We start from the raw sequence: 25618 nt of genomic DNA, 5'->3' as shown, positions 1-25618 counted from the left end.
CCGGACCATACTCCGTTCAACGGAGTATGGTCAATCGAGGGCGTGCCTCCTGAGCCCGTGCGGCACGAAGGCCGCCGCGAAGGTGAGGAACGCCAGCAGCCCCCAGTAGGCCAGGTGCTGCCGGGTGAGGAGTTCGGCGTGCTGGGCCAGCGTGGCGGAGGCGGCCAGCAGGTAGAGGCCGGCGCCCACCGCCCAGCGCAGGTCGCGAGCCCGTCGGCCCGCCCACACGGCCAGGCCGAGCACGGCCACCTCCAGCGCGATCCGGCTCAGGCTCAGCGGATAGCCGCTCTCCTCCGACATCCACTCGGGGCCCGCCCACGCGAGGAGCGGCACGGCGGCCACCCACCACCATGAGCGGGTGCGCGGCGTGCCGCCGTGCGCGGCCAAGGCGAGCAACCCGGACAGGGCCAGCGCGTAACCGGTGGCGACGGCGGCCGGGCCGGTCATCTCGAACAGCGCCTCCCCGGTGAGCAGGTCGGCGTCGACGGGGAGCAGGGTGAGCTCGAAGAGCTGCCTGCCGTACGCGAGGGACACCGCCTTGGCGCCGGTGAGCAGGATGAGCGGCAGTGCGAGGCGTACCCGGCCGCGCAGGACCGCGAGCAGGGCGAGCGCGGACAGGGCCGTCCACACGGGGACGACGCGGGTGTAGGGGAGCAAGGCGGCCAGGTGCAGCACCGACAGGGCGGTGACGCCCAGGTGCAGGCCGTCGGCCCAGGCCGGGCCGCGTGTGGCGGCGGACAGCCGCTGGCGTAAACCGCCCGCCACCAGGCCGGTCGCCTCCTTGAGCGCGGGCACCGTGCGGCCCGGGGCGGAGCAGTCCAGCAGGACGTCGAGGAGTTCCTCTCCGTGCGCCTGGCGATAGGGACGCGGGTAGGCAAGCAGCAGCCTGCGGTACCGCCGTTCGAGCGGGCTCATGCGGACGGGGCCGCCCGGCCGATCACCAGAGCGGCGACCTCCTGCATGCGCCTGGCCTCGGCCAGCACCACCGAGTGGCCGCTGTCGGTGATCCGGAAGTAGCGGCGGGGACGGCCGTTGACGGTCTCCTCGCGGTCCACGGCGATCATCCCGCGCTCGCTGAGCCGCTCCAGGATGCCGTACAGCGTGCCGACCGACGGCTGCACGCGACCGCCGGACAGCTCGCCGATGCCCTTGAGGATCGCGTGTCCGTGCAGCGGGCCGTCGAGGAGGATGGTGAGCACGAAGTACATCGGCTCGCTGACCTCAGATGTTCCCCTTGCCATGGTCGCGAACGTACTCCGTACAACGGAGCGTTGCAAGTAACGCATGTCGTCGGTCGGTCCAAGCATGGATGTAACCGACGAAGGGAGCACGGCCTGTGCGTCGTGACCAGGCGGAGATCGCCACGGATCCCGTGGCCTTCGAGGCCTTCTACCGGCGGCACGTCGAGGCGGTCACGCGCTTTCTCGCCCGCCGGGTGGACGACCCGCACACGGTCGCCGACCTGGTGGCCGAAGTGTTCGTCGCGGTCCTCGACTCGGCTCACACCTACCGGGCCGGGCTGGGCAGCGAGATCGCGTGGCTGTACGGCGTGGCGCGCAACACCCTCTCGGCCGAACGGCGCCGCGCGTTCCGGGAGTCCAGGCTGGCCGACCGGGTGAGCGGCCGACGGCTGCTCGACTCCGACGACGTCGCCAGGTTGGAGGAGCGGATCGACGCGGAGCATCCCGCCAGGCGGGCCTTCGAGGCCATGGCCGCACTGCCCGAGGGCGAACGCGCGGTACTGGAGCTGGTAGTACTCGACCAGCTCACGGTGACCGAGGCCGCCGCCGCCCTGGGCATCAGGCAGGGCACCGCCAGGGTCAGGCTGCACCGCGCCAGGCGCGCGTTACAGGACGTGCCCTTCGTCATGGAAGGAATCGGATGAGCTTCGAGGAGCGCCTGCTGATGGAACTGAAGACCGAGATCGCCGCACGGGCCGGGCGCCGCCGCTTCTCCCGGGGGCGCCTGCTCGCCGGAGTGGGGCTGGCCGGGGTCGCCGCGGCGGCGGCCATCGCCATACCGCTGCTGACCGGCACCGCCGCCCCGGCCTACGCGCTGACCCCGAACGGCGACGGCTCGATCACCCTGAAGATCAACGAGTTCAAGAACCCGGACCAGGTCGAGAAGGACCTGAAGGGGTACGGCGTCACCGCCGACGTGACCTACGTCAAGCCGGGCACCCGCTGCGGCGGCGAGCGGGGCGACATGCTGCCCCCCAGGACCGGGGACGTCGGCGAGTGGGAGAAGTCCGTCCACTTCAAGGCCGCCCGTCCCAGCCAGGGCACGGTGATCATCACGCCGCGCTACATCGGGCCGGGGCAGACGCTCGTCCTGGAGATCACCCAGAACGACGACCAGACCTCCGGCCCGGAGAAGCCGCGGGCGCTCTGGCAGTTCTCCGGACGCCTCATCCAGGGCCCGGTCAAGCCGTGCGAGGTCGTCGAGGACCCGTCGTGGAACGACCTCGGCGGCCCCGAGGGCCAGCCGCCTGCCGGAAGCTGACCCCGCCGGGTGGGAGACTGACCGTATGGCCCTCCCACAGGTGACCTTCGACGACGTGGTCGCCGCCCGCGAGCTGCTCGGCGGCGTGGCCGTGCGCACCCCCGTCGTGCACTCGCGCCTGCTGTCCGAACTGGTCGGCGGCCCCGTCCACCTCAAGTGCGAGAACCTGCAGCGCGCGGGCTCGTTCAAGGTCAGGGGCGCCTACGTGCGCATCGCCAGGCTCACCGAGCAGGAGCGGGCCAGGGGCGTGGTGGCGGCCAGCGCCGGCAACCACGCCCAGGGCGTCGCCCTCGCTTCGGGCCTGGTCGGCACCAAGGCCGTCGTCTACATGCCGGAGGGCGCGCCGCTGCCCAAGGTCGAGGCCACCCTCGCCTACGGGGCCGACGTCATCCTCACCGGGCAGACCGTCGACGAGGCGCTGACCGCCGCCAGGGAGCACGCCCGGGAGAGCGGGGCGGTGTTCATCCACCCCTTCGACCACCAGGACGTCGTCGCCGGCCAGGGCACCATCGGACTGGAGATCATCGAGCAGCTTCCCGAGACGGGCACGATCGTGCTCGGCATCGGCGGCGGCGGGCTGGCCGCCGGCGTCGCGCTCGCGGCCAAGTCGCTGCGGCCCGGCATCAGGATCGTCGGCGTCCAGGCCGAACGGGCCGCCGCCTACCCCGCCTCGCTCGCGATGGGCGAGCCGACGCTGGTCGAACCGGCCGCCACGATGGCCGACGGCATCGCCGTCGGGCGGCCCGGCGAGCTGCCGTTCGAGCTGATCCACTACCTGCTCGACCAGGTGGTCACGGTCTCGGAGGAGGAGATCTCCAAGGCGCTGGTGCTCTGCGTGGAGCGGGCCAAGCTGGTGGTGGAGCCGGCCGGGGTGGTGGGCGTGGCCGCGCTGCTCGCGCAGCCCGACGCCTTCGAGGCGCCGGTGGTCGCGGTGCTGTCCGGCGGCAACATCGACCCGCTGCTGCTGGCCAGGGTCCTGCGCCACGGCATGGCGGCCGCCGGCCGCTACCTGAGCGTCAGAGTACGGCTGGCCGATCGCCCTGGTGCCCTGTACGCGCTCCTCGGCAAGCTCGCCGGGCTGCGCGCCAACGTCGTCGACGTCACCCACGAGCGGATCAGCGCCCGCCTGCACCTGGACGAGGTCGAGGTGCAGCTACAACTGGAGACCAGGGGCCCCGCCCACTGCGAGGAGGTGCTGGGCACGCTCAGGCGCGAGGGCTACAAGGTCTTCGTGGTCTGACCTCACCACTCGGCCGGTCGCCTGGGCTGGAACAGCCACGCGTCGAACAGCGGGCCGAGCCGCCGGGCGGACAGCTTCTCGGCCAGGGCGACGAACTGGTCCGTGGTGACGTTGCCGTACTCGTGCGCGCTCGTCCATTCCTTCAGCAGCCGGAAGAAGGTCTCGTCCCCGACGCGCCGGCGCAGGGCGTGCAGGGTCATCGCGCCCCTGATGTAGATCGACTGGTTGAACAGGTCCTTCGACTGGGCATTGCCGGGCGGGTAGGACCACATCGGGTCGGTGGCGGGCCTGCCGTAGTAGGTCTTGAAGACGCTCTCCGCGCTCGCCTTGCCCTTGTGCTCGCCCCACAGCCACTCGGCGTAGGTCGCGAAGCCCTCGTTCAGCCACAGGTCCTTCCACCTGCGGATGCTCAGGCTGTTGCCGAACCACTGGTGGGCCAGCTCGTGGGCGATGACGCCGGTTTCGGGGGCGAATCCGCCGTACATCGGCTTGGTCTGGTTCTCCAGGGCGTAGCCGGTGGGGAAGTCGTCGATCACGCCGCCGGTCGAGCCGAACGGGTAGGGGCCGAAGACGGTGCTCCAGTGGTCGGTGATCTCGGCGGAGAGGGTGTAGACGCCGTCCAGCGAGGAGCGGAACTTCGGGTCGGCGGCGGCCAGGTTGGCGACGCCCGCCCGGGTCCTGCCCTGCCTGAGCTCGAACCGGCCGAGGGTGATCGTCGCCAGGTAGGTGGCCATCGGGTGCTGCTCGCGCCAGGAGTAGGTGGTCTTGCCCCCGGATGTCCGCGGCGTGCCGGTCATCTCGCCGTTGGCCAGCACGGTCAACCCGGCGGGCACGGTGACCTCGAAGTCGAACCGCGCCTTGTCGGCCGGGTGGTCGTTGGCGGGGAACCAGGTCTTGGCGCCGTTGGGCTCGCAGACGACGAACGCGCCGTCGGGAGTCGGGATGAACCCGTAGGTGCCGAGGTTGCCGGAGTCCTTGATGGGGGCGGGCCGCCCCGAGTAGGAGACCGTGGCGGTGAAGGAATCGCCGCGGCGCAGCGGCTCGCCCGGGATCACGGTGAGCTCGTCGCCGTCGCGCGCGAACCTCGCGGCGGCGCCGTTCACCGCGATCCTGTCCACTTTCAGGCCGGCGAGGTCGAAGTTGAAGCGGGACAGCCGCTGGGTGGCCTCGGCCTGGACGGTGGCCACCCCGGTCAGGTGGTCGGTGGCCGGGTCGTAGCCGAGCTTGAGGTGGTAGTGCGCCACGTCGTAGCCGCCGTTGCCGTCCAAGGGGAAGCCGGGGTCGCCGATCCCGGGCGCTCCCACGTCGGACGGCGAATGCGCCGGGGAGGTGATGGGTGAGGGCAGGGTGGCGCCGGTGGACGGCGCGCAGGCGAACACCCCGCAGACCATGGCGAGCAGCGCGGGCACCGGCCGGAGTGACCCCATCGTCGACTGTCCCCTCTCTTACGGTAGGGGGAAGCCTACGCCACGTGGTGATGCCTGGTCAGGCGTCTACGACTAGTGTTCCGGCGGCCTTGTCGTGCAGGGCCTGCTTGCGCGGGTCGAACAGGATCCAGGCGAGGTCGACGATGCCGAGGCAGCACAGGGCGGCGAGGACGGCGAAGACGAGCTGCCTGATCGCGGCCTGGCCGACGGTGATCGGCCGGCCGCTCACCTGGACGACCCGCATGTGGAACAGCTTCTTGCTGGGGGTCTGGCCGTGCCAGTAGGCGTGGAAGAGCCAGAAGTAGAGGAAGGCGAGGACGGCGGCGACGAAGGTGTGCTCGATCGGGTAGCGCTCCCAGATCCCCCGGTCGGCGTCCCAGACGTACTGCCAGCTCGTCCAGGTGAACGGCGTGGCGACGAGGCTGACGATGATGGCGTCCAGAATGCCCGCGAACAGCCGCCGCCAGCGGCCTGCCAGCGGCGGCGTCGATGGTGGTGATCCCATGTGGCCTAGATCACCACCACCTGGTCAAGACAAACCCTCAGAGGTTGCCGCGGCGCTCCTGCTCACGCTCGATGGCCTCGAACAACGCCTTGAAGTTGCCCTTGCCGAAGCCGAGCGAGCCGTGCCGCTCGATCAGCTCGAAGAAGACCGTCGGCCGGTCCTGCACCGGCTTGGTGAAGATCTGCAGCAGGTAGCCGTCCTCGTCCCGGTCCACCAGGATCTTGCGCTTCTTCAGCTCCTCGATCGGTGCCCGCACCTGCCCGATCCGGGCCCGCAGCTCGGGGTCGTCGTAGTAGGAGTCGGGCGTGTCGAGGAACTGCACGCCGGCGGCGCGCATGTGGTCGACGGTGGTCAGGATGTCGTTGGTGGCCAGCGCGATGTGCTGCACCCCGGGGCCGCCGTAGAACTCGAGGTACTCGTCGATCTGCGACTTCTTGCGGCTGATCGCGGGCTCGTTCAGCGGGAACTTCACCTTGCGCGAGCCGTCGGCGACGACCTTCGACATCAGCGCGGAGTACTCCGTGGCGATGTCGTCCCCGACGAACTCGGCCATGTTGGTGAAGCCCATGACGCGCTTGTAGAACTCCACCCACTCGTCCATCTTGCCGAGCTCGACATTGCCCACGCAGTGGTCGACGGCCTGGAACAGCCGCGCGTTCTTCACGTCCGGCGCGGCGACGAGCGGCTGGGCGGGCAGGTAGCCGGGCAGGTAGACGCCCGAGTAGTTCGACCTGTCCACCAGCGTGTGGCGGGTCTCGCCGTAGGTGGCGATGGCCGCGAGCACCACCTTGCCGTTCTCGTCCTCCAGCGTGTACGGCGCCGCCACGCCCTGCGCTCCGTGGGCGAGCGCGTGCTCGTAGGCCGACTCCACGTCGGGCACCTCGATGGCCAGGTCGATGACGCCGTCGCCGTGCTCGGCGACGTGCCGCGCCACGTCCGTGCCGGGCCGTACCGCGCCGCGCAGCTCGAACCGGGCGCTGCCGGAGGTCAGGACGTAGGCGACCTCGTCCCTGCTGCCGTTCTCCGGCCCCCGGTAGGCCACCAGCTTCATGCCGAAGGCGGTCGAGTAGTAGTGGGCGGCCTGCTTGGCGTTGCCCACGGCGAACACCACGGCGTCCATACCGTTCACAGGAAAGATGTCGGTCATAAGCGACACTGTCGAATCATCTGGACTGCTTGTGCAACAGTTACTTGAATAGGTGGACAATCTGTCCAGTCCACGGAGGATCCGACCCGGAGATCTGTACACCATGACGATTGATCAACTCGACGCCGACCTCGTGGCCCTGCTCGCCCGCGAGCCCCGCCTCGGCGTACTGGAGTGCTCGCGCCGCCTCGGCGTGGCCCGCGGCACGGTCCAGGCGAGGCTGGACCGGATGCTCGCCAGAGGAGTGATCACCGGCTTCGGGCCCGACGTGTCGCCCGCCGCGCTCGGCTACGGCGTCACCGCGTTCGTGACCATGGAGATCCGGCAGGTCGCCGGGCACGACCCGGTGGCCCACCGGCTGGCGCACATCCCCGAGGTGCTGGAGGTGCACACCATCACCGGCGGCAGCGACCTGTTCTGCCGTGTCGTCGCGCGCAGCAACGCCGATCTGCAGCGGGTCATCGACCAGATCGTGGAGGTGCACGGGGTGCTCAGGACGTCCTCGGTGATCGTGCTCGACACGCCTGTCCCATACCGAGTGCTGCCATTGGTCGCGGATGTCCCGCGTCGCGGACCTCGGTAGACGTACGATCTCAAGCATCGTTACCGGTCGTTTATCCTTGGCGTTCGCCTGGCCGACGGGGGTTTGCCGGGAATGCGATCGGGGGGTGCCCGTGTCGAGCGGTGGGGAGAAGGGCATGCGAAAGCGGCGGATTCTCCGGTTCGTTCTGATGGGCTTCGGCGCGTCGGTCCTCGTGCTGATCGGCCTGTTCGGCATCGCCTGGGCGATGACCCCCATCCCCGACAGCACCCAGAAGCAGGCCACCGCGCAGGGCTCGGTCATCTACTACCGCGACGGCAAGAGCGTCCTGGCCAGGCAGGGCGTCAACCGCAAGACCGTGGAGCTCAAGCGGGTGCCCGTACCGGTGCGGGACGCGGTCATCGCCGCCGAGAACCGCAGCTTCTACCAGGACAGCGGGGTGTCGTTCAAGGGCACGATGCGCGCCCTCTGGTCGACGGTGAGCGGCCAGCAACTCCAGGGCGGCTCCACGATCACCCAGCAGATGGTGCGCAACTACTACAGCGGCCTCAGCCAGGAACGGTCCATCACCCGCAAGTTCAAGGAGATCCTGATCTCCATCAAGGTCGACCAGTCCAAGTCCAAGGACTGGGTCCTGGAGCAGTACCTCAACACCATCTACTTCGGCCGCGGCGCCAACGGCGTCCAGGCCGCCGCCCAGGCCTACTTCGGCAAGGACGTCGACAAGCTCGACCTGGCCCAGGGCGCCTACCTGGCCGCGGTCATCCAGCAGCCCAGCACCTTCGCCGACCCCAAGGGCGCCGACCTCGACGCGGCCAAGGCCCGCTGGAAGTCGGTGATCGACGCCATGGTCCAGACCGGCTCGCTCAGCGCCGAGCAGGCGGCCACGACCACCTTCCCCAAGCTGAGCAAGCCGAAGGCGGCCTTCACCCTCAAGGGCCAGAGCCAGGTGATGGTCGACCGGGTACGCGAGGAGCTCAACCGCCGCGGCTACACCGACGAGGACATCAACAGCGGCGGCCTGAAGATCGTCACCACCTTCGACAAGAAGCTGATGGCCGCCGCCGAGCGGGCCGTCACCTCCGTACTGCCCGAGGGCACGTCCAAGAAGGTGCGCACCGGCCTGGCCGCCGTCGACCCCGCCACCGGCGAGGTGGTCGCCTTCTACGGCGGGCGCAAGGACCAGTCGTGGGACAACGCCTTCTCCGCCAAGGTCCAGGCGGGCTCCACCTTCAAGCCGTACACCCTGGCCGCGGCCCTGGAGAACGGCTTCGACCTCGGCACCAGGGTGGACGGCAACTCCCCGATCAGGGTGGCCTCCGCCCCCGACCACCCCATCCCCAACGACAGCGGACGCTCCTACGGCCAGATCGACCTGGTCCGCGCCACCCAGAACTCCGTCAACACCGCCTTCGTCGACCTCGGCCAGAAGGTCGGCCTGGACAAGGTCGCCGAACTCGCCGAGTCCGCCGGCATCCCCGCCGACCAGCTCGCCCAGCACAAGGCGGCGGCCTCCTTCCCGCTCGGCGTCGCCTCGGTCAGCGCGGTGCAGAACGCGGGCGGCTTCGGCACCTTCGCCAACGGCGGCACCCACGTGGAGACGCACGTGGTGAAGTCGGTGACCAGCGCCAAGGGCAAGAAGGCCGTGGTCAAGCCCAAGTCCACGCAGGTCGTCGGCAAGCAGGCCGCGGCCGACACCGCCTACGCCATGCAGCAGGTCGTGCGGTACGGCACGGGCCGCGCCGCCGACCTGTACGACCGGCCGGTGGCCGGCAAGACCGGCACCACCGACAGCTCGGGCGCCGTCTGGTTCAACGGCTTCACCCCGCAGCTCGCCACCGCCGTGAACATGTTCCGCGACGACAACAAGACCGTCGTGGTCAACGGCAGCGCCCAGTTCGGCGGCCAGCTTCCCGCGCAGATCTGGCGGGCGTTCATGACCGAGGCCATGGCGGGCAAGCCCGTCGTGGAGTTCCCGCCGCCCTCCGGCTACGGCTATGGCTACGGTTCCGTCGACGAACCCGACGAGGGCCGGGGCGACCGGTTCGACGACGACGGCGGCGACTGGAACGACGACGGCGACACCGGCTTCACCCCGCAGCCCGACCCCAGCGAGTTCCCCACCGGCCCGCCCAGCATGGGGCCCGAGAACCCGGAGGAGGAGGGCCCAGGCCCGGACCAGGGCGAGCAGACGACCCAGCCGGAGCCGCCCCCGCTCCCCCCGTCCACGGGCCCCGGCCCCGGCGAGACCGGTGAGTCACCTGGCAGCGGCCGCCAGTAGCTCGGCCCGCAGCGCTTCCGGCGTGGTCACCGGCAGGCGGCAGGTGAAGTTCCGGCACACGTAGCCGGCCGGCGCGCCGTCGACCGGCCCGCGCCCCTCCAGCAGCGCCACCCCACCGTCGGCCGCGCCCACGGCGACGACCAGGCCCGGCACGTCGGCCAGCAGCGCGGCCCGGTGCAGCGCCTGGGTACGCGGGTCGTCAAGCGGTCCGGCGACCGCCACCTCCACCGGCCCCGCGAGCGCGGCGGCGGCCACCGCCAGCCCCCAGCCGGCGAATCTTGCATGCCCCTGGGCCAGCACCGACACTGTGCCCAGCGCCTCCTCGGCGGCCTGCCGGTGCCCGGCCGAGCCGGTCAGCGCGGCGTAGCTCAGCAGCGCCCCCGCGACCGCGAAACGGCCCGAGGGGGTCGCGTTGTCGGTCGGGTCCTGCGGGCGCTGGAAGAGCCGTTCGGCGTCGTCGGCGGTGTCGTAGAAGCCGCCGGAGCCGTCGGGGAAGTGTTCCAGGACCGCGTCGAGCAACTGGCCGGCGATCCTGAACCAGCGGGTCTGGCCTGTCACGCCGTACAGCGCGAGCAGGCCCTCGGCGAGGTCGGCGTAGTCCTCCAGGACGCCCGCGTTGTGGCCGGCTCGCCCGTCACGCGAGGTGCGCAGCAGCCGGCCGCCGTCCAGGTGGACCTCGGCCTGCAGCTCCGCCGCCGCGACCGCCGCCTCGACCAGGTCCTGGCGCTCGAACGCCAGGCCCGTCTCGGCGAGCGCCGCGATGGCCAGGCCGTTCCAGGCGGCCACCACCTTGTCGTCGCGGCCTGGCCGTACCCGCTGCTCGCGGGCGGCCAGCAGGCGCGCGCGCACGCTCTCGTAGTGTTCGGCGTCGTCCGGGTCGGCGGGGAGCTGCAGGACCGAGGTGCCGTGCTCGAAGGTGCCCGTCACCTCGAACAGCGCCGTCGCCCAGGCGCCGTCCGCCTCGCCCAGGACCTGCTCCAGCTCCGCGGGGGTCCAGACGTAGAACCGGCCCTCCTCGCCCTCGGTGTCGGCGTCCAGGGCCGAGGCGAAGCCGCCCTCGGGCGTGCGCAGCTCGCGCAGCAGCCAGTCGGCCGTCTCCAGCGCCACCCTGCGGGCCAGCGGCGAGCCGCCCGCCCTCCACCAGTGCGTGTAGACGCGCAGCAGCAGCGCGTTGTCGTAGAGCATCTTCTCGAAGTGCGGCACCACCCAGTCGGCGTCCACGCTGTAGCGCGCGAACCCGCCGCCGAGCTGGTCGTAGATCCCGCCGCGGGCCATCCGCTCCAGCGTCGCCGACGACATCTCCCGCTCACCGGCCCGCAACAGGAACTCCAGCACCATCGACGGCGGGAACTTCGGCGCCCCGCCGAACCCACCGCGCACCGGATCGAACGAGGCCCGCAGATTCTGTACGGCCAGCGCCAGCGTGTCCGCCGTCGGCACCGGCCCCTCGGGCATGGCCGAGCTCTCGTTCAACGCCTCGACGATCTTCGACCCCTGGCTGAGCACCGCCTCCCGGTCGCCCGCCCACGCGTTGTGCACCCCCGCCAGCAGCCGCTGGAACTGGGCGCGCGGAAAATAGGTGCCGCAGTAGAACGGGTGGCCCTCGGGCGTGGCGAACACCGTCATCGGCCACCCGCCGTGCTGCGTCATCGCCTGCGTCGCGCTCATGTAGACGGCGTCCACGTCGGGCCGCTCCTCGCGGTCCACCTTGACGTTGACGAAGTGCGCGTTCATCAGCCGCGCGGTCTCCAGGTCCTCGAAACTCTCGTGTGCCATCACGTGGCACCAGTGGCAGGCGCTGTAGCCGACCGAGATGAGCAGCGGTAGGTCGCGCCGTCTGGCCTCCTCGAACGCCTCCGGTCCCCATTCCCACCAGTCGACGGGATTGTGGGCGTGCTGCAGGAGGTAAGGGCTGGTCGCGTCCTTGAGCCGGTTCATGGGAGCTTCCTTCCCCGTGGTGAGTCCCGGACGCCAGGTGTGACGCGGGGCTAGGAGGCGTAGGTTACCGAGAGTGGATCTCGACTTCGTCTGCTCGCACGCCGGCCGCCCGGCCGCCGCGCTCACCCGCAGGGACATCGCCAGGGCGCTGCTCGCCGTACCCTCGGGGGTGGCGCTGGTCGCCCTGCCCGATCTCCGCAGGGAGATGCTCGCGGCGGGTAACCCGCTGTCGGTGACGTTCTGGGAGTCCGCCAAGCAGACGCTCAGCGCCATCGAGGCGGGCATCGCGACGATCGGCGACGTGCAGCGCTGGATCGAGGCGACCGGCAGCGAGCCGATCCTCCTGACTCCAAGCTACTTCGTCTGGCCCGAGGAGGACGAGCGCGGGCCGGTCGCGGAGGAGATGCACTACCTGTTCGTCCGCTTCCTGGAGGAGCGCATCGCGGCGGGAGAGATCGACCCGGACGCGCTGGCCCAGGGCGACGGCGTGGCCCGCCAGGCCTACGAGGCGCTGCAGGAGCGCTGGCTCACCAGCCCGCTGCCGGACGGCCGGGTGCCCGGCCAGGCGGTGAGCGACGAGCAGGACGACGAACTGTTCGCCGCCTGGGACGAGGAGGAGGCCTACGCCCTCGCCGAGCTGAACCGCATCCTCGCCGACCTGCCCCACCGGCCCCAGCTACCCGCCGCCGACCTGGCCGCGGCCTGTGTACGGCTGCGCGAGGTCCTGGCCCTGCCCGGCTACCCCGGCAACGTGCTGCGGGCCTGTGCCGGTCTGGAGGGCGTGCCCCTGGCCGACGACGACGTGGAGCTCTGGCTGGCGGTCGCGGCGGGCATCGCGGGACCGGTCTCCGACCTGGCCGACGAGGAGGACGAGGACGAGTTCGGGGACCTGCACGCCCCGCTCAGCCACGAGGACTCGGTGCTCGCCTCGCTGTGCGCGATCCACCACGCCGACTGGCTGGCCGCGGTGGCCGCGCTGGCCAGGCTCGGGCCGGGCGTGCTCGCCTCGCCGGAGCGGATCGCCCGCCTCGTCGCCGAGTCCGAGGACATCGACGTCGACCTGGACGACCCGGACGACCTCGACACGACGGAGACGCTGTTCGCGCCGGTCACGGCGCTGTGGGGCCACCTCGGGATCGTGGACGCGGACGAGGTGCTGACGCCGCTGGGCTGGTGGGGTCTGCCCGAGGCGCTCAAGCGGGCCTGGGCGACGCCGGAGGACTAGCGGCGGGGGTCTTCGACCACCAGGTCGGCGTACTCGGGGTGCTTCTTGATGTACTTCGCGACATAGGGGCACGCGGGCAGCACCCCGAGGCCGGTGTCCCTGCTCATGTCGAGGGCCGTGCCGACCAGCCTGGCGGCCAGCCCCTGCCCCTCGTACTCGGGCTGGACCTCGGTGTGGGTGAAGACGATCACGGTGGGCAGCAGCCGGTAGACGGCGAATCCGGCGACCTGCCCGTCCACCAGGACCTCGAACCGGCTCTTCGCCGCGTTGTCCACAACCTGGATGCCGTCAGTCATGAACGACAACCTACTTGGCCTTCTTGTCCAGGTCTGCCTCGTGCGGGACCTCGATCTTCGAGATTTGCTTGTTCATCGACTTGATCAGGAAGAACAGGGCGAAGCCCATCAGAGCGACGACGGTGAAGCCCAGGATGCCCGGGCTCACGTCACCTACAGCGAAGTACGTCACACGTCCAGTCTGCCACCAGCACCCCGTGGTCGTGTCAGTGGCAGGCGGGCGAGACCTCGGCCGCGTGGATCCCGGTGAACAGGTCGTTCTCCGGCAGGTCGGTGTCGACCAGCGAGCGCGCCAGGTGGTAGTCCTCGGTCGGCCAGATCTCCCGCTGCAGGTCGCGCGGGCAGACGAACCAGAACCCGTCCGGGTCGACCTGGGTGGCGTGCGCCAGCAGCGCCTCGTCACGCCTGTCGAAGTAGTCGCCGCACGGCACCCGGGTGGTGACCGGCCACTTCTCCGGCCGGTCCTCCCAGCGGGCGATCCAGTCGGCGTACGGCGAGCCCATGCCGCGCTCGTCCATCGCCTCATGCAGCGCCTCGAACCGCGCCTTGGTGAAGCCCATCTGGTAGTAGAGCTTCAGCGGCTGCCAGGGGTCCCCGGCGCCGGGGTAGCGGTCGGGGTCGCCGGCCGCCTCGAACGCCTCGACGGACACCTTGTTGGTCATGATGTGGTCGGGGTGCGGGTAGCCGCCGTCGTCGTCGTAGGTGATGATGACGTGCGGCCGGAACTCGCGCACGGCCGCGACCAGCGGCGCCGACGCGGCCTCCAGCGGCTGTACGGCGAAGCAGCCCTCGGGCAGCTCCTCCTCGTCGCTCTCGGGCAGGCCCGAGTCGACGAACCCCATGAAGCGCTGCTGGACGCCGAGGATCTCGCGCGCGCGCTCCATCTCCAAGCGGCGCACCTCGGCGATGTTGTCCACGATCTCCGGCCTGTCCATCTTGGGGTTCAGCACCGACCCGCGTTCACCGCCGGTGAGGGTACAGACCAGGACTTCCACGCCTTCGGCTACGTAACGGGCCATGGTCGCGGCACCCTTGCTCGACTCGTCGTCGGGGTGGGCGTGGACGGCCATCAGCCTCAGCGGTGCACTCACGGGCTCGATGTCTCCTCAGATCGACCTGGTCACTCGCCTACAGAGGTTAGTTTCTCTTGGGCGGTCGCGGAGGCACGGCCCCCACGGGCGACAATTGTCTCGGATAACACTGAGGTAGTGCAGGGAGATTCCGCCATGGCCACCAGAGATGCCGCGAACGGGCCCGTTCTCGGCACACCCGACGACTACCCTGACCGCCCTGAGCAGCGCGGTCGCCTGGTCGTGCATGTCGTGATCGGTGTGCTGGTGGCGATCATCGCGGGCGGCTGGGGCTACGTGATGTGGTCGGCCACCGGCAATGTGGAAGTCGTGAAGCAGGTCGTGTCGTTCAACGCCAGCAGGCCCGACACGGCCGAGATCACGTTCGAGATCGCCAAGCCCGCCGACAGCGCCGCCGTCTGCCGGATCCGGGCCACGGACAGTCTGCATGTGGAAGTAGGCAGCCGGGAGGTAAAGATTCCGGCCGGAGAGGGGTATACCCGTCTGAAGGAGCGGTTGGACACGAGTGCCCAAGCCACTTCCGTCCACATCCAGTACTGCTATCTCGTATAGTGAGACATTTGGGGAAGCGTTCGAGCGGCTGAGTTGTTAGCCTTTCGCAATTCGCCCCCCGAGTGAATCAGGGCCCCCTAAGGAAGCAAGGAGAACCCGTGGCCGACTCTCGCGATGAGAACGTCACCTGGCTGACGCAGGAGGCGTACGACCGCCTGAAGGCGGAGTACGAACACCTTTCGGGCCCCGGGCGCGTCGACATCGCCAAGAAGATCGAGGCCGCCCGCGAAGAGGGTGACCTCAAGGAGAACGGCGGCTACCACGCGGCCAAGGACGAGCAGGGCAAGATGGAGGCCCGCATCTTCCATCTCCGGCAGATCATCGACAACGCCAAGGTGGGCGAGGCCCCCAAGGCCGAGGGCGTGGTGGGGCCCGGAATGACGGTGACCATCCGGTTCGTCGGTGACGAGGACGAGGTCACCTTCTTGCTCGCCTCCCGCGAGGAGAGCGGGGCTCCGATCGACGTCTACTCGCCCAGGTCCCCGCTCGGCGCCGCGATCAACGGCAAGAAGATCGGCGAGAAGGCCACCTACGCCATGCCCAACGGCCGTCAGAACACGGTCGAGATCCTTGAGGCCGTGCCGTACATCGGCAACTGATTCCAGACGAGGAGATCCGCCGGGCACCGACCAGTCCGGCGGATCTTTATCGTGTCTCCGGCATCCGGCAGGACCTGTCGTTCCTGGTGCACGGCGGGCGCCGGCGCGACCACCGCAGGCTCGTCCCGTACATCGCCGCGGCCGTGGCCGCCGTGCTCGCCGCCGACGTGGTCGTGCTGGGCGAGCTGAACAGCGAGCCCGAGACCGTCCGCAGACCCCAGCCGGCGGCCGTCCGGCACCGATTACTCCCGCAGGAGAACCTGGTCGCCGGTACGCGGACCGCGCCACCCGTCGAACCGCTCCGCAAACTGCGCAAACCCCACCTGTTCGTGGTCGCGCGCAAGCCGTTGCCGAGGTCGGTGCTGGAGAAGGTCGTCAAGATCTCCGGCATCCAGGCCATGGAGCTGGCCGACGCCGCGACGGTGACGATCGACGGCAAGCAGGTGCAGACGCTGGGGGTGAACCCGTCCAGCTTCCGCGCCTACACCCCCAAGGTGACCGCCGCCTCCGACGGACTCTGGTCCAACGTGGCGGGCGGCGACGTCGCGGTCTCGTTCGTGCTGGGCAACGACGGAGGACTCACGCTCGGCCGTACGGTCACCGGCGGGCTCGGGCGGCTCAGGATCGGCGCCTACGCCACGATGGGGATGGGCGCCATCGACGCGGTCGTCTCCCGCGACACCGCCAAGACTCTCGGGTTCCCGCAGAACAACGCGCTCGTGTTGAGCGCCCCCAAGACCGACAGCGACAGGCTGCGCGGCGCGCTGCTGCGGGTGCTGCCCAAGGGCTCCCAGGTGGCCGCGATCAACCCGGTCCAGCCGGTGCGGCAGCAGAATCCGCAGCAGTGGACGACCGGCTCGTTCATGTCCGGCCCGCAGATCACGGCGGCGCTGACCGCGGCGGCGGGCAAGCTCGGCCGGCCGTACGTCTGGGGCGCCGAAGGGCCCGACACCTTCGACTGTTCCGGTCTGGTCCAGTGGGCCTTCGCGCGGGCGGGGGTGCGCATGCCGCGGGTCACCCACCAGCAGTGGGTGGCTGGGCCGCAGGTGCCGCTGTCCCAGATCCAGCCGGGCGACCTGGTCTTCTGGCGCAGCGACCCGACCAACCCGGGCTACATCTCGCACGTGGCGATCTACTGGGGCGACAACAAGGTCCTGCAGGCGCCTCGGACCGGTGACGTGGTGAAGATCTCCCCCCTGAACACCCGCAACCTGGCGGGCATCGTCAGGGTCAGCCCGGTGGTCGCCGCGAAGGTTCGCTAGAGGTCGAAGCCCGTACGCTGCTGGACTCATGCCAGGATTGTCCCGCTCCCGCCAGCTGAGAGCGACTACCGCGTCCGCAGCGACGTGGGGTCGACCCAGCCGAAGGGCGTCAGGGCGGGCGGGGCGACACGCGCGGAGTAGCCGGTGACGCTGCGGTAGAAGCCGACCGGGATGGCCACCATGTCGTTGATGAGCAGGCGCTCGGCGTCCCGGTACATACCGATCGCGCGGGAAGAGGACGGCTGGCGGTCGGCGGCGTCGACGAGCGCGTCGAACCGCTTGTTCCGGTAGCCCTGGTAGTTGGCGGGGGCGCCGGTGCGGTACATCGGGGCCAGGAAGTTCGCGATGTGCGGCTGGTCGAACAGCCAGGCCATGGTGAAGGCGCCGTTCAGCCTGCCCTTGGCGGCCTCGTCGGAGATGACGCCGAAGCGGGGGCGCGGGGTGGGGACCACCTTCACCTTCCCGGCCAGCGTGGTGTTGATGCTGCGGGCGACCGCCTCGACCCACTTCCGATGGCCGCCGTCGCTGTTGTAGTGCAGCGGAAGCGTGACCTCCGGCCCCTTGAGCAGCGCGCGCGCCTTGGCGGGGGCGTAGGTGCACCAGACGCCGCAGGTGTCCCGCCGCGCGCCGAGCGCGCCGGGCGGGACGAGCGCGTCGGCGGGCGCCCGCTCGGCGCCGAACGCCGCGCCAAGCACCTTCTTCCGGTCGATCGCCATCGACAGCGCCCTGCGGAAATCCACCGAGCGGGCCACCGCGGGCTTGTTGAAGGGCAGGTCGATGGTCATGATCTCGGCGAACGGCTGGACCACCCGGCGGGGGTGGGAGGCTCTGTCGGGCAGGTCGGCGACGTCGACGAGGCCCTTCTTGAGCGCGAGGTGGCCCAGACCGCCGTCGATCATGTCGTAGTGGAGCGTCGCGGCCTGCGGCTTGCGCGGCCCGGGATAGCCCTTGACCGCCTTCAACACGGCCTTGCCGCCGGACTTCCAGCTCACCAGCTCGTACGGGCCGTTGCCGACGACCCGCCCGAGGCTCAGCCGGGAGTCGCGGGCGGGAGAGAAGGCGAGCGCCCCCAGCAGGTTGGGGAACGGCCCGTACGGCTTGGCCAGCTGCACCGTGAAGGAGTGCTCGCCGGTGACCCGCAGGCCGGACATGCGGCGGCTGCCGTACCCCTGGATCCGCTCGAAGAGGTAGGAGTTGGTGGCGGCGGCCCTGTTCCACGAGTCCACGTAGTGGCGCGCGGTCACCTCGGTGCCGTCGTGGAAGGTCCAGCCCTTCTTGAGGTGGATGGTGAAGAGCCTGTTGTCCGTGGTGGTGATGGATCGCGCCATCGCGTTGACGGTCGCGCCGGTCTTCGGGTCGTACTCCACCAGGCCGGTGAACAGGGCGTCGAGCACGTCGCTGCCGCACCAGGTGGAAGCGGCCAGGCTGAGTTGGAGGGGCTCGCAGCTCGCCACGCTGATGGGGCGGGCGGTCTCGGCCGCGGCGCCGTCCACGGCGGTGGCGAGCAGCAGGCTCGCTCCCGCGACGAGGGTGAGGACTCGCTTGGGCACCGGCTTCTCCTAGGTCAGGGGCGGTCGTTCACCCTAGTGATCAACGATATGGGGAGGGAAGGCCCGATCTGGGCATTCGCTGATTTGCGATGTAATGTTGATTACATGGAAAGAGATGAAGCGGTAGCCCAGCTCCGCGGGTGGTTCACCGGTCGTCTTCCGGAGGGCTGGTTCGAGGGGCCGCCGGAGATCGTGCTCGATCGTGAGGAGATCGCCGTGCTCGGCACGCTGCCCGTGCCGGCCGCCGAAACGGAGGTGGAGCGGTCCGCCATCGTCGACGGACTGGTCAGGCGCTTCCGGGAGGAGACCAGGGAGCGGCGCATCGAGATCGCCGCCGAGGCCGAGCGGCGCTTCCGGCGCAAGGTGTCCTGGGGGGTCGTCTGCGGTGACGAGACGGTGATGTTCACCACCCTGTCGGTGCCGGTGATGACCAGGCTCAGGCAGTCCGAACGGCAGGTCCTCGACACGCTCGTGGCCGCCGGGGTGGCCCGCAGTCGCAGCGACGCGCTCGCCTGGTGCGTACGCCTGGTGGGCCGGAACACCGACACCTGGCTGGGTGAGTTGCGCGACGCGCTGCAGCACGTCGACCGCGTCCGCGCCGCCGGGCCCGACGTCAATTCCTAGGCTGGGCAGGAGAAACTCGCGACCGAATGGACTAAACCTCTGCGGTCATTGGTTTAGACCTCTTACATTGGCCTAAACCACTGAAAGAACTGCTTTCTTTAATCCTGTTCAAGGTGGGTAGAGTCCTCCAATCACCAGGCCGCTGCCTGCGGTGACAGTCCCGCAAAAGGTCTACGCCAATTGGCTTTTGCAGGCGATCGCCGTAATGATGTTTTGGCCCAGAGAAGTGGAGGAGCCGCTGCCGTGTCCGTTTCCGTGGATGTGCCCGCACCGACGACCAATTCCGAATTGGTGGCGTGGGTGAACGAGATCGCGACCCTGACCCAGCCCGCGCGGATCGAGTGGTGTGACGGCTCGGAGGGGGAATGGACCCGCCTGACGAACCTTCTCGTCGAGCAGGGGACGTTCACGCGCCTGGCCAAGCGGCCGAACAGCTTCCTCGCCACCTCCGACCCCAGCGACGTCGCCAGGGTCGAGGACCGCACGTTCATCTGCTCGGAGCGGGAAGAGGACGCCGGTCCCACCAACAACTGGATCGCTCCAGCGGAGATGCGCCAGACGTTCGGTGAGCTGTTCAAGGGCAGCATGCGCGGGCGCACGATGTACGTCGTGCCGTTCTGCATGGGCCCGCTCGGCGGTGAGATCTCGCAGCTCGGCGTCGAGATCACCGACTCGCCGTACGTCGCCGTGTCCATGCGGATCATGACGCGGATGGGCGAGCCCGCGCTGCGGCTCATCGAGAAGCGCGGCGAGTTCGTCAAGGCCGTGCACTCCGTGGGCGCGCCGCTCGCCCAGGGCCAGGCCGACGTGCCGTGGCCGTGCAGCTCCACCAAGTACATCAGCCACTTCCCGGAGACCCGCGAGATCTGGTCGTACGGCTCCGGCTACGGCGGCAACGCGCTGCTCGGCAAGAAGTGCTACGCGCTGCGCATCGCCAGCGTCATGGCCCGCGACGAGGGCTGGCTGGCCGAGCACATGCTGATCCTCAAACTCACCCCGCCCGCCGGGGAGACCCGCTACATCGCCGCGGCCTTCCCCAGCGCCTGCGGCAAGACCAACCTCGCCATGCTCCAGCCCACGATCCCCGGCTGGAAGGTCGAGACGATCGGCGACGACATCGCCTGGATGCGTTTCGGCGACGACGGCCGCCTCTACGCGATCAACCCCGAGGCCGGATTCTTCGGCGTCGCGCCCGGCACCGGGCAGAGCACCAACGCCAACGCGATCGAGACGCTCTGGGGCAACAGCATCTTCACCAACGTCGCGCTCACCGACGACGGCGACGTGTGGTGGGAGGGCCTCACCGACGAGCCGCCCGCCCACCTGACCGACTGGAAGGGCCGCGACTGGACGCCGGAGTCCGCCGAGCCCGCCGCGCACCCCAACGCCCGCTTCACCACCCCCGCCTCGCAGGCGCCCACCATCGCGCCGGAGTGGCAGGACCCCAAGGGCGTGCCGATCTCGGCGATCCTGTTCGGCGGACGGCGGGCCACCGCGGTGCCGCTGGTCACCGAGTCGCTGAGCTGGCAGCACGGCGTCTTCCTCGGAGCCAACGTCGCCTCCGAGAAGACCGCCGCCGCTGAGGGCAAGGTCGGCGAGCTGCGCCACGACCCGTTCGCGATGCTGCCGTTCTGCGGCTACAACATGGGCGACTACTTCGCTCACTGGCTGAAGATCGGCGCCCGTGACGGGGCCAGACTGCCGCGCATCTACTACGTCAACTGGTTCCGCAAGAACGCCGAGGGCAAGTTCATCTGGCCCGGGTTCGGCGAGAACAGCCGGGTGCTGAAGTGGATCGTGGACCGGTTGAACGGTGAGGCGGAGGCCGTACCGTCGCCGATCGGGCTGCTGCCCGCCGAGCTCGACACCGACGGCCTCGATCTGCCCGCCGAGGACCTGCGGACGCTGCTCAGCGTCGACCCCGAGGTGTGGCGCGAGGAGGCGGCGCTGATCCCCGCGCACTTCGAGACGTTCGGCGACCACCTGCCCAAGCAGCTCTGGGAGGAGTACGAGGCCCTGCGGGCCCGCCTGGGCTGAGACGCGCCCGCCACAAGGAGGTATCCGGAAAATCCGGATACCTCTTTGCGGAAACCATCCGGCCTCGGTGCACGTCTACCGGTACACAGGCGTGTCAGGGAGGTCGTCCATGGGAATTCTCCTGCTCATCATCGCGGTGATCGTCGTCTCCGGCGTCATCGGAGTGACCACCGCCATCCACAGGGAACACCGCCGGGTGCGCGCCGTCGTCGCGGCCGGACGCCAGGACAGCTTCACCCCGTACGAGCTCGCCTATCTGTCGGGCGGCCCCCGGCGGGTGGTCAACACCGCGCTGGCCCTCATGGCGCGGCAGGGCATGGTCCGGGTCTCGCGCGGCGGCAACATCCACGCCGTCTCCGATGTCAGGTCCGCGCAGGACCCCGTCGAGCGGGTGGTGCTCGAAGCGGTCTCCGCGCACCCCGGCGGCGTGTCCGCGGCGACGCTGCGCCACGAGGTGGGCAACGGGCCGGTGATGGACGGGCTCAGGTTCCACCTGACCGGCCTCGGCCTGCTCCTCCCCGACGGCTCCATGACGACCGTCCGCACGCGGGTGAACATCCTGCTGCTGCTCGTGTGCGCCTCGGTGACACTCCTGGTCGCGGTCATCGTCGCGCTGCTCGCGGACGTCGTGGCGTGGGACGCGGGAACCTCGCTGGCCGCGCTCGTGCTCGGCGTCGCCTCCATGATCGGCGTCGTCGGCCACATCGAGGGCCGAAAGGCCCTGCGGAACACGCTGACCAGCGCGGGCAGCGACGAACTGAGCAGGCTCCGCCGCGTTCACGTTCCCGGCGCCACCCGCTCGGCCGCCCCCGAGATGGCCTTCGCGATCGGCTTCCCCGTCGCGCTGTACGGCCTGAGCGAACTCGACGACCCGCAACTGATGTCCGAGCTCGGCTCGGAGAACCACCGGTTCAGCGTCGGCGGCGGCTGTGCGGCGGGCGCGTGCGGCGGCGGCTCGTCCTCCGGCGACTTCGGCGGCGGTGACTTCGGGTCGTCCTCGGGAGGGTCGTCCTCGGGCGGCTCGTCCTGCAGCTCCGGAGGCGGCTCGTCGTGCAGCAGCGGCGGCTGCGGAGGCGGCGGCTGCGGAGGCGGCTGACATGGCCGACGCTTCGCCGGGGCCGCCGACCAGGGCGGGTGTGTCGTTGAACTCGGAGGTGGCCGACATGGGTGGGCTCGGGGTCGGGATCGGCTGGCGGGCGGAGATCGACCTGTCCGTCGAGCGGATGGCGGGGGTCGACTTCGTCGAGGTCGTCGCCGAGAACATCAGGCCGGGCCACCTGCCCGAGTCGCTGGCCGTACTGCGCGGCAGAGGCACGCCGGTCATCCCGCACGGCGTCGGGCTCGGGATCGGCGGCGCGGAGCTGCCCGACCCGGCCAGGCTCGCCCACCTCGCCGCCTGCGCCGAGGCGCTCGGCGCGCCCCTGGTCAGCGAGCACCTGGCGTTCGTCAGGGCGGGCGGGATGGAGGCGGGCCACCTGCTGCCCGTCCCGCGTACCCGCGAGGCGCTGGACGTCGTCACCGAGAACGTCCGGCGCGCCCAGGACGCCCTGCCGGTGCCGCTCGCCCTGGAGAACGTGGCCGCCATCTTCGGCTGGCCCGAGGACGAGCTGACCGAGGCGCAGTTCCTGGCCGAACTCGTCGAACGGACCGGGGTGGGGCTGCTCGTGGACGTGGCCAACCTCTACACCAACCAGATCAACCTCGGCCTTCCCGCGGTGGCGGCGCTGGACGTCCTGCCGCTGGAGCACCTGTCGTACGTGCACGTCGCCGGAGGCTACGAGCACCACGGCGTCTGGCACGACACGCACGCGGCACCGGCGCCCGAGGCGGTGCTCGACCTGCTGTACGAGCTGTGCGTCCGGGTGGACCCGCCGGGCGTGCTGCTGGAGTGGGACGACGACTACCCGAGCGACGCGACCCTGACCGCCGAACTGGACCGGATCAGGTCGGCGATGGCGAAGGCCGCCCGGTGAGCACGGCAGACGCCCGGAGCGGTCCGGAGGAGGAGGTACGGCGGCGGCTGGCGGAGGCGCAGGCACGGGTGCTGGCCGCGCTGGTGGACGGCGCGGAGACGCCTGAGGGGTTCGATCCCGAGAGGATGCGCGTCCAGGCGGTCAGCCTGGTCGCCAAGCGGCGGTCGGTGGTGGCCAGGATGCGTCCCGACGCTGCCAGGGCCGCGGGTGACGGCCTGGCGAAGGAGTTCGCCGCCTACGCCGCCGCCCGGACCGCCCCGCCGCCCGGCTACCACGCCGACGCCGACGACTTCGCCGCCTGGCTCCGGGCGAAGGGCCTCCTCCTCGACGAGCCCCCGGCGGCCACGGAACCTCGCCCAGGCGGTGAAGGACCGGGCTGGTGGCGACGGGCGATCGGGCGGCTGGCCGGAGACGCGTAGCGGCCCGCGCGGGGCTTGCCGCTCAGGCGTGGCCTGTCTTGCTCTGATAGGAGGAGAGATCCTATGTTTGCCGGGTGATTGTCGATGCGCATCAGCACTTCTGGGATCTGGACAGCGGCATCTACTCCTGGCCCACCCCGGACCTGGCGCCGATCCACCGCACCTTCGGGCCCGCCGACCTGGCTCCCGAGCTGGCCGTCGCGGGCGTGGACGCGACCGTCCTGGTGCAGGCCGACGACTCGTATGCGGACACGGACGCGATGCTCGCGCACGCCGACGCGCACGGGTTCATCGCCGCCGTAGTCGGTTGGGTGCCGCTGGACCGGCCGGACGAGGCCGCCGAGGCGATCGAGCGCTACCGGAGACATCCGAAGTTTGCCGGGGTCCGGCATCTCATCCACACCGAGCCCGACCCCGACTGGCTGGTCCGGGACACCGTGCTGGAGAGCCTGGGACTGGTGGCCGCCGCCGGGCTCACCTTCGACGTGGTCTCGCTGCTGCCCCGCCACCTGGAGCACGTGGTCACACTGGCCGAACGCCACCCCACGCTGAACATCGTCGTCGACCACCTGTCCAAGCCGCGCATCAGGGACCGCGAGTGGGAGCCGTGGGCCTCGCTGCTCGCCGCCGCGGCGGGCGCGCCCAACGTGTACGCCAAGGTGTCGGGGCTGGTCACCGAGGCCGACCAGGCGAACTGGACGGTCGAGGACCTGCGGCCGTACGTCGAGCACGCGGTCGAGGTGTTCGGGCCGGAGCGGCTGATGGCGGGCAGCGACTGGCCGGTCGCGCTGCTGGCCTCGGACTACCGGACGGTGTGGGAGGTCACGGCGGCGCTGCTCGGCGGCACGGACCGGGACCAGGTTCTGGGCGGTACGGCTGTCCGTTTCTACGGGTTTAACGAACTTTAGGACGGATACCCTCTCTGGGGTGGGGGGACTACGTTGCGTAGATGGTTCATATCTGACCGTTACGCCGGTCGCATGCACGGACAGCGTCGGCGTGCCGTACGAGATCACCCTGGAGCTCCACCGCGACGGCACGCCGTACGGGCTGGTGGGGGAGCGCTGTGGCTGGTTCCTGGCGCGGCTGGCGCGTGGGGTGGAGGAGGCCCGTGAGGGCCGGGGCGGGGCGCGGCTGTGGCCCGATCCCGACGATCGCTTCCCCGAGGAGCCCGACGGGGAGCTGTTCGCCTTCCGGTACCGCACGCGGGCCGGGGCGATCGGCGGCGGGGAGTTGCGCTGCCAGCTCAGGACGATCCCGGTCTGGGTGCCGGGGCCGGGCGGCGCGGGGGAGTGGCGGGTGACCCGCAGGGCCTACCTGGAGGCCTGGGGGACGCCGGGGGTGGGCATGCGGGCGGTGCTGACCTCGGGGGAGTTGGGGGCGTTCGTGCGGTCGCTGGTGGCCGACGCCGAGGCGTGCCTGGGCGGCCGGGAACTCGGCCGGAATCCCGTTGAGGGGGCGGGTAGTCTCGAAAGGCGGTGATAATTGCCTAGGTCGGGAATCCGGATCAGGAGAAACCCGGATGAACCGGCTGTAGGGCACTGCACCGCTGGAGGGACTCCGTGGACCTGCGTGACCTGGTCTACCGGCTGTACGAGCGCCGGCTGGAGGCCAAGCTGTCCCAGGACAGCGACAACATCCCCCGCCATGTCGGGGTCATCATCGACGGCAACCGCCGCTGGGCGCGGGCCCTGGGTCTCGCCGACGTCAGCAGAGGGCACCGCAAGGGCGCCGACAAGATCTCCGAGCTGCTCACCTGGTGCAAGGAGGCGGGCGTCGAGGTCGTCACCGTCTGGATGCTCTCCAGTGACAACCTGAACCGTTCCAAGGACGAGCTCGACTCCCTCATGAAGATCATCGAGGACGTGGTCGAGGAGCTCGTCGCCGAGGGCTGGCGGGTGAGCCCGGTGGGCGCGCTCGACCTGCTGCCCGATCGCACCGCCCATGTCCTAAAAAACGCAAAAGAAGTCACATCGCACCGTCCAGGGCTGATTGTGAACGTTGCGGTTGGGTATGGAGGAAGACGTGAGATCGCTGATGCGGTGCGCTCACTCCTCCAGGAGCACGCCAGCAAGGGGGCGAGCATTGAGGACCTCGTCGAGGTCCTCGATGTGGAGCACATCGCCGAGCATCTCTACACTCGCGGCCAGCCCGATCCCGACCTCCTCATCAGGACGTCGGGCGAGCAACGCCTGTCCGGGTTCATGCTCTGGCAGAGCGCCCATTCGGAGTTCTACTTCTGCGAGGCCTACTGGCCTGACTTCCGCAGGGTCGACTTCCTGCGGGCGCTGCGCGACTACGCCGCGAGACACCGGCGCTACGGTTCCTGAAACGCCAGGTGAACTCCCCCGGACGGTCAGGCTTGGCCGCCCGGGGGTGGGGTATTCAGGACCTAACGTTGGAAGTGTC

General features: G+C 70.2%; 27 protein-coding genes. 17 read left to right on the top strand and 10 right to left on the bottom strand.

From position 1 onward, the window contains the following. Positions 1–30: 30 nt before the first annotated feature. Both ABZ911_RS14610 and ABZ911_RS14605 read right to left on the bottom strand, forming a co-directional pair. On the bottom strand, positions 31–915 hold the full coding sequence (locus ABZ911_RS14610; RefSeq protein ID WP_358055137.1) for a hypothetical protein: 885 nt from the start codon (positions 913–915) through the stop codon (positions 31–33). Next, complete coding sequence (locus ABZ911_RS14605) at positions 912–1241, bottom strand: PadR family transcriptional regulator (protein WP_358055135.1); 330 nt, start codon at positions 1239–1241, stop codon at positions 912–914. The genes ABZ911_RS14610 and ABZ911_RS14605 overlap by 4 nt, the downstream gene beginning before the upstream one ends. Before the next feature lie 95 nt (positions 1242–1336). On the opposite strand from ABZ911_RS14605, the gene ABZ911_RS14600 reads away from it, so the two are divergent. Genes ABZ911_RS14600 through ilvA form a run of 3 tightly spaced genes read left to right on the top strand, consistent with a single transcriptional unit; the run spans position 1337 to position 3742 of the window. Continuing rightward, entirely contained in the window at positions 1337–1885 is a 549-nt protein-coding gene (locus tag ABZ911_RS14600) for a sigma-70 family RNA polymerase sigma factor (protein WP_358055133.1), read from the top strand. Continuing rightward, on the top strand, positions 1882–2502 hold the full coding sequence (locus tag ABZ911_RS14595; RefSeq protein WP_358055131.1) for a hypothetical protein: 621 nt from the start codon (positions 1882–1884) through the stop codon (positions 2500–2502). Before ABZ911_RS14600 ends, ABZ911_RS14595 begins: the two co-directional genes overlap by 4 nt. Positions 2503–2527: 25 nt before the next feature. Then, on the top strand, positions 2528–3742 hold the full coding sequence (gene ilvA, locus ABZ911_RS14590) for a threonine ammonia-lyase (protein ID WP_358055129.1): 1215 nt from the start codon (positions 2528–2530) through the stop codon (positions 3740–3742). Between the two features lie 2 nt (positions 3743–3744). Here ilvA and ABZ911_RS14585 read toward each other — a convergent pair whose 3' ends face one another. From ABZ911_RS14585 to hppD, 3 genes are read right to left on the bottom strand one after another with little or no spacing between them, the layout of a single operon-like run. After that, positions 3745–5169, bottom strand: a complete 1425-nt coding sequence (locus tag ABZ911_RS14585; protein ID WP_358055127.1) for a M1 family metallopeptidase — start codon at positions 5167–5169, stop codon at positions 3745–3747. A 58-nt stretch (positions 5170–5227) separates the two neighbouring features. Further along, positions 5228–5674, bottom strand: a complete 447-nt coding sequence (locus tag ABZ911_RS14580; RefSeq protein WP_358055125.1) for an RDD family protein — start codon at positions 5672–5674, stop codon at positions 5228–5230. Positions 5675–5711: 37 nt separating this feature from the next. Beyond that, positions 5712–6821, bottom strand: coding sequence for a 4-hydroxyphenylpyruvate dioxygenase (gene hppD, locus ABZ911_RS14575; RefSeq protein WP_358055123.1), 1110 nt, complete (start codon positions 6819–6821; stop codon positions 5712–5714). 103 nt (positions 6822–6924) lie between these two features. Here hppD and ABZ911_RS14570 point away from each other — a divergent pair, with 103 nt between their 5' ends. Beyond that, positions 6925–7404, top strand: coding sequence for an Lrp/AsnC family transcriptional regulator (locus ABZ911_RS14570; RefSeq protein ID WP_358055121.1), 480 nt, complete (start codon positions 6925–6927; stop codon positions 7402–7404). A 115-nt stretch (positions 7405–7519) separates the two neighbouring features. Continuing rightward, positions 7520–9643: a transglycosylase domain-containing protein gene (locus ABZ911_RS14565; RefSeq protein WP_358055119.1), complete on the top strand. Its 2124-nt coding sequence runs from the start codon at positions 7520–7522 to the stop codon at positions 9641–9643. On the opposite strand, the gene ABZ911_RS14560 is transcribed toward ABZ911_RS14565, so the two are convergent. Continuing rightward, positions 9620–11581: a thioredoxin domain-containing protein gene (locus tag ABZ911_RS14560; protein ID WP_358055117.1), complete on the bottom strand. Its 1962-nt coding sequence runs from the start codon at positions 11579–11581 to the stop codon at positions 9620–9622. The genes ABZ911_RS14565 and ABZ911_RS14560 overlap by 24 nt on opposite strands. Before the next feature lie 73 nt (positions 11582–11654). Between ABZ911_RS14560 and ABZ911_RS14555 the strand changes: the two genes are divergently transcribed. Further along, positions 11655–12806, top strand: coding sequence for a hypothetical protein (locus ABZ911_RS14555; protein WP_358055115.1), 1152 nt, complete (start codon positions 11655–11657; stop codon positions 12804–12806). Here the strand turns inward: ABZ911_RS14555 and ABZ911_RS14550 are convergent. From ABZ911_RS14550 to mca, 3 genes are read right to left on the bottom strand one after another with little or no spacing between them, the layout of a single operon-like run. After that, positions 12803–13102 carry a GNAT family N-acetyltransferase gene (locus ABZ911_RS14550; RefSeq protein WP_358055113.1) on the bottom strand — a complete coding sequence of 100 codons (300 nt, stop codon included), beginning with the start codon at positions 13100–13102 and terminating at the stop codon, positions 12803–12805. The genes ABZ911_RS14555 and ABZ911_RS14550 overlap by 4 nt on opposite strands. Before the next feature lie 10 nt (positions 13103–13112). Then, positions 13113–13274 carry a hypothetical protein gene (locus ABZ911_RS14545; RefSeq protein ID WP_358055111.1) on the bottom strand — a complete coding sequence of 54 codons (162 nt, stop codon included), beginning with the start codon at positions 13272–13274 and terminating at the stop codon, positions 13113–13115. 34 nt (positions 13275–13308) lie between these two features. After that, entirely contained in the window at positions 13309–14193 is an 885-nt protein-coding gene (gene mca, locus ABZ911_RS14540) for a mycothiol conjugate amidase Mca (RefSeq protein WP_358055109.1), read from the bottom strand. A 135-nt stretch (positions 14194–14328) separates the two neighbouring features. Between mca and ABZ911_RS14535 the strand changes: the two genes are divergently transcribed. From ABZ911_RS14535 to ABZ911_RS14525, 3 genes are all read left to right on the top strand, one after another. Further along, entirely contained in the window at positions 14329–14745 is a 417-nt protein-coding gene (locus ABZ911_RS14535; RefSeq protein WP_358055107.1) for a DUF4307 domain-containing protein, read from the top strand. 98 nt (positions 14746–14843) lie between these two features. Beyond that, entirely contained in the window at positions 14844–15344 is a 501-nt protein-coding gene (gene greA / locus ABZ911_RS14530) for a transcription elongation factor GreA (RefSeq protein WP_358055105.1), read from the top strand. A gap of 86 nt (positions 15345–15430) precedes the next feature. After that, positions 15431–16606, top strand: coding sequence for a C40 family peptidase (locus ABZ911_RS14525; RefSeq protein WP_358055103.1), 1176 nt, complete (start codon positions 15431–15433; stop codon positions 16604–16606). 65 nt (positions 16607–16671) lie between these two features. Here the strand turns inward: ABZ911_RS14525 and ABZ911_RS14520 are convergent, their stop codons facing one another. Continuing rightward, the gene (locus ABZ911_RS14520; RefSeq protein WP_358055101.1) at positions 16672–18156 is read right to left on the bottom strand and encodes an ABC transporter substrate-binding protein; all 1485 of its coding nucleotides are present in this window, start codon (positions 18154–18156) and stop codon (positions 16672–16674) included. Between the two features lie 105 nt (positions 18157–18261). On the opposite strand from ABZ911_RS14520, the gene ABZ911_RS14515 reads away from it, so the two are divergent. The 8 genes from ABZ911_RS14515 (at position 18262) to ABZ911_RS14480 (ending at position 25539) form a co-directional block, all read left to right on the top strand. Next, positions 18262–18780, top strand: a complete 519-nt coding sequence (locus ABZ911_RS14515) for a hypothetical protein (protein ID WP_358055099.1) — start codon at positions 18262–18264, stop codon at positions 18778–18780. A 243-nt stretch (positions 18781–19023) separates the two neighbouring features. Continuing rightward, positions 19024–20817: a phosphoenolpyruvate carboxykinase (GTP) gene (locus ABZ911_RS14510; RefSeq protein WP_358055097.1), complete on the top strand. Its 1794-nt coding sequence runs from the start codon at positions 19024–19026 to the stop codon at positions 20815–20817. Between the two features lie 109 nt (positions 20818–20926). Further along, the gene (locus ABZ911_RS14505) at positions 20927–21913 is read left to right on the top strand and encodes a TIGR04222 domain-containing membrane protein (protein WP_358055095.1); all 987 of its coding nucleotides are present in this window, start codon (positions 20927–20929) and stop codon (positions 21911–21913) included. A 1-nt stretch (position 21914) separates the two neighbouring features. Beyond that, complete coding sequence (locus ABZ911_RS14500) at positions 21915–22790, top strand: DUF692 domain-containing protein (protein ID WP_358055093.1); 876 nt, start codon at positions 21915–21917, stop codon at positions 22788–22790. Next, entirely contained in the window at positions 22787–23209 is a 423-nt protein-coding gene (locus ABZ911_RS14495; protein ID WP_358055091.1) for a hypothetical protein, read from the top strand. The genes ABZ911_RS14500 and ABZ911_RS14495 overlap by 4 nt, the downstream gene beginning before the upstream one ends. Before the next feature lie 74 nt (positions 23210–23283). Continuing rightward, complete coding sequence (locus tag ABZ911_RS14490; RefSeq protein WP_358055089.1) at positions 23284–24117, top strand: amidohydrolase family protein; 834 nt, start codon at positions 23284–23286, stop codon at positions 24115–24117. Positions 24118–24208: 91 nt separating this feature from the next. Beyond that, complete coding sequence (locus ABZ911_RS14485) at positions 24209–24691, top strand: hypothetical protein (protein ID WP_358055087.1); 483 nt, start codon at positions 24209–24211, stop codon at positions 24689–24691. Positions 24692–24771: 80 nt separating this feature from the next. Further along, positions 24772–25539, top strand: a complete 768-nt coding sequence (locus ABZ911_RS14480) for an isoprenyl transferase (RefSeq protein ID WP_358055085.1) — start codon at positions 24772–24774, stop codon at positions 25537–25539. Positions 25540–25618 lie beyond the last annotated feature (79 nt).

This window comes from Nonomuraea sp. NPDC046570, from assembly GCF_040645915.1.
Taxonomy (GTDB): Bacteria; Actinomycetota; Actinomycetes; order Streptosporangiales; family Streptosporangiaceae; genus Nonomuraea.
Note: the sequence above shows the minus strand (reverse complement) of the source record. Positions and strands in the feature narration are given on the sequence as shown.

Excerpts from the sequence above, each read along its gene's own strand:
- ABZ911_RS14610 (WP_358055137.1), bottom strand. The coding sequence starts at position 915 with ATGAGCCCGCTCGAACGGCGGTACCGCAGGCTGCTGCTTGCCTACCCG.
- ABZ911_RS14605 (WP_358055135.1), bottom strand. The coding sequence starts at position 1,241 with ATGGCAAGGGGAACATCTGAGGTCAGCGAGCCGATGTACTTCGTGCTC.
- ABZ911_RS14595 (WP_358055131.1), top strand. The coding sequence starts at position 1,882 with ATGAGCTTCGAGGAGCGCCTGCTGATGGAACTGAAGACCGAGATCGCC.
- ilvA (WP_358055129.1), top strand. The coding sequence starts at position 2,528 with ATGGCCCTCCCACAGGTGACCTTCGACGACGTGGTCGCCGCCCGCGAG.
- ABZ911_RS14585 (WP_358055127.1), bottom strand. The coding sequence starts at position 5,169 with ATGGGGTCACTCCGGCCGGTGCCCGCGCTGCTCGCCATGGTCTGCGGG.
- ABZ911_RS14580 (WP_358055125.1), bottom strand. The coding sequence starts at position 5,674 with ATGGGATCACCACCATCGACGCCGCCGCTGGCAGGCCGCTGGCGGCGG.
- hppD (WP_358055123.1), bottom strand. The coding sequence starts at position 6,821 with ATGACCGACATCTTTCCTGTGAACGGTATGGACGCCGTGGTGTTCGCC.
- ABZ911_RS14570 (WP_358055121.1), top strand. The coding sequence starts at position 6,925 with ATGACGATTGATCAACTCGACGCCGACCTCGTGGCCCTGCTCGCCCGC.
- ABZ911_RS14565 (WP_358055119.1), top strand. The coding sequence starts at position 7,520 with ATGCGAAAGCGGCGGATTCTCCGGTTCGTTCTGATGGGCTTCGGCGCG.
- ABZ911_RS14560 (WP_358055117.1), bottom strand. The coding sequence starts at position 11,581 with ATGAACCGGCTCAAGGACGCGACCAGCCCTTACCTCCTGCAGCACGCC.
- ABZ911_RS14550 (WP_358055113.1), bottom strand. The coding sequence starts at position 13,102 with ATGACTGACGGCATCCAGGTTGTGGACAACGCGGCGAAGAGCCGGTTC.
- ABZ911_RS14535 (WP_358055107.1), top strand. The coding sequence starts at position 14,329 with ATGGCCACCAGAGATGCCGCGAACGGGCCCGTTCTCGGCACACCCGAC.
- ABZ911_RS14515 (WP_358055099.1), top strand. The coding sequence starts at position 18,262 with ATGGAAAGAGATGAAGCGGTAGCCCAGCTCCGCGGGTGGTTCACCGGT.
- ABZ911_RS14505 (WP_358055095.1), top strand. The coding sequence starts at position 20,927 with ATGGGAATTCTCCTGCTCATCATCGCGGTGATCGTCGTCTCCGGCGTC.
- ABZ911_RS14500 (WP_358055093.1), top strand. The coding sequence starts at position 21,915 with ATGGCCGACGCTTCGCCGGGGCCGCCGACCAGGGCGGGTGTGTCGTTG.